This is a genomic window from Citrobacter sp. wls718, from assembly GCF_005280945.1.
Lineage (GTDB): Bacteria > Pseudomonadota > Gammaproteobacteria > Enterobacterales > Enterobacteriaceae > Citrobacter > Citrobacter gillenii.
The window spans coordinates 1-4,696 of record NZ_SZWV01000116.1 but is presented as its reverse complement, the minus strand read 5'-3'; the positions used below and the strand labels follow the sequence as shown (position 1 = coordinate 4,696).

General features: G+C 38.4%; 3 protein-coding genes. All 3 read right to left on the bottom strand.

The window, feature by feature from the left end; all coding sequences use genetic code 11:
- Positions 1–143: 143 nt before the first annotated feature.
- Complete coding sequence (locus tag FDW95_RS24090) at positions 144–629, bottom strand: hypothetical protein (protein ID WP_239944593.1); 486 nt, start codon at positions 627–629, stop codon at positions 144–146.
- A 99-nt stretch (positions 630–728) separates the two neighbouring features.
- Positions 729–1,163 (bottom strand): outer membrane protein assembly factor BamE, encoded by a 435-nt coding sequence (gene bamE / locus FDW95_RS22340; RefSeq protein WP_115259208.1) that lies wholly within the window; start codon positions 1,161–1,163, stop codon positions 729–731.
- Positions 1,164–1,217: 54 nt separating this feature from the next.
- Positions 1,218–4,568, bottom strand: a complete 3,351-nt coding sequence (locus FDW95_RS22335; RefSeq protein ID WP_115259207.1) for a YadA-like family protein — start codon at positions 4,566–4,568, stop codon at positions 1,218–1,220.
- Positions 4,569–4,696 lie beyond the last annotated feature (128 nt).

Below are 4,696 nucleotides of genomic sequence, written 5' to 3'. Positions count from 1 at the left end.
CATCGCTAACTTTGCAACAGTGCCAAAGCGCTTGGCGTAACTTTTCCATAAATACCACCAAGTAAATATTATGGCCACAAGAAAACAAGACACTGCCTCTAAATGACCATCGAAATTATCTTAAAAAATCAGTAAAATAAATACTAGCGCATAATGTTTTTTTGAGTTATAGCCTCCGCGATCTGAATTGTTTTATTCTCATCACCAACATAAAACGATAATGTCTTTGCTGAATTGAGTTGCGAAAGTGAGATAGCCTTTCCGTTTAAAACCATAAGAATATAATTATTCTTATTTTCTAATGCTTTATCAATTATCAATTGTCCATTCTTGTTAGGACTGATCTGTAGAAACCAATTACCTTCATTACTTTGACCAAATGACATGGACGCAAGTTCATTCCGAGTCAGAACAGTATTTGTATCGAAATACCATTTCCTGTCGACGATGATAATTTCAGCCCATCCATTGTGCGGCTGCTCAGAAAGAGGAAGAAGTATAAGAGAAGATACCTCTTTATTTATTTGGGGGGTGAGAGGAGTTACAACACTTTTAACATTCTTCTGATGACAGGCGCTCAGAGTGAATAAAATAACTAATAGGCTTAGGATTGTGATATTTCTTTTCATATATTTACCTTGAAATTGCTTTATACTATCTATTACTGTACAGCAACAAAACCTTATGTTTATAAAAGTTACACCATTTACTTTCCTATATTGATTATTTTAATTTTTATTAGATTCTGGTGGGCAAATGGAATTTTCAGGTTTAATAGCTCTCCAGTATATATTAGCGACTAATTTATCTGAGTTAAAAATAATTTTAAGTTGACAAATTGTAACTTGATTGTTAGTGTGTTTTAACGTATTGAAGTGAAGGAGATAATCCCATTCTCTCACAGAAAATAGACCTTCACCAAAATGCGGCCTACCGATAAGCAAATAGACCTGATCTTTGGTCATCCCTTTATTCAAAAGCGAAATACTTTCGGATGTCGGGAATACTCCACGTCCTGATCTTAACTTCGCGTTTACAGGTTCTGGCCACACTATCTCTTTAACTCCACCATCACGATCTGGGCGACTCATGTTTTGATTACATCCTGAAATAATTGTAGCACATGCAATAAAAATTATAATTTTGAATGAGTTCGATTTCATTATTTGCTATCCAAATCAAATTTTATTTATAGGGGTGTTTCCACCCCTGTTTTATCAGAACTGAAATCCTACTCCAACAGATGCTCCAGTTTGACTTCTAGTTGTTGTTGAATAAGAACCTTTTAATATCCAATTGCCGTTATCTGAGATGGTTGAAAGGCCAATAGCTAAACTGTTTTCACCTTGGAATGACCCACCGCTCATGGACATCATACTTTTACCTGGAATATACGCCTGTGTTAACCCCGCCGTTGCAATAGCAGCAGCTGCACCTGCGTTAGCTCTACGTTCAACCCGATTAATTTGGTTGTCAAGACTACTGAAAGCCTGTTGTAGCTGTCCGTAGTTAACAGCATCACTTGTACGCTTGGCATTACCAACATTTTGTATGGTATTTCCTCCCATATCAATATTAGCACCACTTGAGACAGCTAAAGACTCTGTAGTAGTTAATGATTTAACATTAACATTGTCGTTTAGATTAATGCTCAGCACATTACCATTAACTGTCGTCTTGATATTTTTATTATCACCTTTAACATTTACCAAACTTCCCATTTTTGCTTCATACGGTGTACCACTATCTGCCTTAAACGTAATTGGTTTAGTTACTTCACTGCTGATAAACTCATGGAGTTGCCCACCATTGACAGCATCTTTACTCCCCTGAGCAATAATACCATCAGCTATATTAGCAATCTTTAATCCGGCACCATCAATACCAACTTGGCTCAGAGAAGGGCCATTTTCAACACTGATGCTCTCTTTAACGTTGACAGAATCGGAAAGGTTAAAACTAACCTGATTATCTTTTTTGGATATGCTGATATTTTTATCAGTATTATTAAGGTCAACTGTTTCAGAAGGTTTTATAGCACTTTCTTGTTTACCATTTACTGACAGGTTCCAACCTCCGCTTACTGATTCAGCAGTCGTTCTGATGGAATCAATAGCATCATGAATAGTATTTTTCCCTGTATTACCTACATTGCTGGAGATCATCTCACCATTATGGCTTACATAAGTATCACCTCCAATAACATTGGCAATTGATGTAGTAACTGTATGAACTTGTCCACCATTCACGACATCGCTACTGCCCATAGCGATGGCACCGTCACTAACGCCAGAAATTTTCCCACTGCTATTGCTATTTATAACAACATTGCCAAATACTGGACTTTCAGATATTTGAATTGATATAACTCCGGAGGATGCATCCGCAACTGTTTTAATGTTTTTTCCACTATAATTACCATTAACTGCACCATCTCCTTTCAGAGCTAAAACCTCACCAGATTTACGTTTGATATCATCGCCTTCATTAGCAGAAAACGTTACCCCTTGGCTAACTGAATTTGAAAGATTATCTAACTGACGTTTATTGACCGCATCACTGTCATTTACAGCATCTGCAACATTAGTGATAGTTTTATTTCCAGCATCTATACCTGTAACTGTGACAGTGGGTCCACCTGTAATATAAAGCCCTGAGTTGTTAATTAATGTATTACCAGTCTTAACGCTAGTGACATCTAGATTATTCGCCAGTTGAATATCTATTATACCGTCATTAGCTTCAGTTCTAATGTTTTTGTTACTTGCAGTTTCTCCATTTGTAAGACCTCCGCGGATAGTAGTTGTTTCACCAAAGAAGCGTTTAAACGCTCCAGAATTACCAGCAAATAAGTTGCCCTTATCTACTTCAGATGAAACTGCAAATAGCTGACTACCATTTATGGCATCAGTGCTAGTAGCCGAAATTCGTCCAGCCGCAAGATTCGATAGAGTGCGCTCTTTTCCAGAAGCACCAATACTTACAGTTGATACTGGAGTTGAGCCTGCAAATGAGTGTGTCACCCCATTTACTATATATTCTGGAGTTGCAACAGCAGATGATACTGTCGTAGAATTACCTAGGGCAACTGAATTATCTATAGCATTATCTACTGCATTTCCAAGGATAAAAGCATTATTTGCCGTTATTTTATTGTTATTACCAATTGAATAAGAAGCGGACCCTGATATAGTGCTTGGGTCACCTATTGCACCCGATTTCTCACCACTTACGATGTTTCCTGTACCTATACTGATAGTATCCATAGCAACTGCTTTTGCACCGTTACCTATCGCTATCGAATTAGGTCCCGAAGCCATAGCATTAGTGCTTAGAGCTGTAGCATTGACCCCAGAAGCCGTGGTAAAGCGACCTATAGCTGTTGCATTATTTGCCGATGAATTTGCATTAAAACCCACAGCAATACTTTCAAACCCCGTAGCCTTAACAGAAGACCCAAGCCCCACTACATTTCGTGTTGGAGCAGCAACGCCTCCATTGGCAAAATTACCGATTAATACACTTCTGTCATTATTTGTTCCTAATCCTGCCTGAGAACCTATAATAATTGATCGATCTGACATTGATTGTTGCCCAGCTAAGTGGCCAACATACACATTATTATCACCAGTTGACTGATCGCCAGCAATAGAACCTACAGCGACATTACTATCACCAGATAGTTGTCGTCCCGAAGCATTCCCGACTAAGGTATTTCCACCAGGGCCATATCCTGGAAAAGTAGTGTTTATACCATCATTAGAACTCAAACCAACTCCAGCCCCGTTTCCAATCATTATATTAGAAACGCTTCTATTATCTGTGATTTCTGTTCCAGCATTATCTCCTACAGATATATTTCCATATGATACTGTGTTTTTTCCTGCCTGCTTACCAATATTAATACTTGGAGCTCGTTTGCTATCTTCGGTAGCATCTTGAGAGCCAGATAGCACCATCCCTGCTTCAAAACCCAAAGCAACACTATAATCTCTTTTTGCCTGACTTCCAGCATTAGTACCTATGTTGATATTCTGAATATTCCAGTTATCAATAGTCCCGCTTCCTGCATTCTCACCGATAGAGATCACTCGACCACCATCAGCTACGGAACCTACTCCAAGGGCAATATTATTTTGTTTTCCAATCCAGTTTCTCTCAGACTTACCAGCATCTTTTAGGCTTAAGATATCTTCTCGCCCTGCACGTGCATTTGTACCTATTGCCACAGATCCAGTTGTAAATGAGTTGTCGGAACCAATACTGATAGTATTTGCAGCCGATGCAATTGCACTATTCCCTATCGCAATAGCATTTTGTGCAGCAGATTTTGAGTTATAACCAACTGCTAACCCAGCACTAGCATTTTTACTCACTAGTGCGTTGTTCCCGATCGCTATACTCTTCACGGAACCACTAGTATTGGCCCCTGCACCACAAAACAGGTCATTTTCACTTGTACCTGTAGTACTACAGGAAACAGGTGTAGCTGCGTAAACTGAATTAAATCCTATTGAGTTTATTACCAGAAAAGCAACCGGTGTAAATACGGCATGTTTTCTCTTCATTATAGAGTTGTCCCTATCAACTTATACATTATCCTTACTATATTATATGTACCATAGTTAAAATCAGTCATTATTGTCAATAAACTTATAACTATAAAAAAATACGGCACTGTTGCAAATAGTCGGTG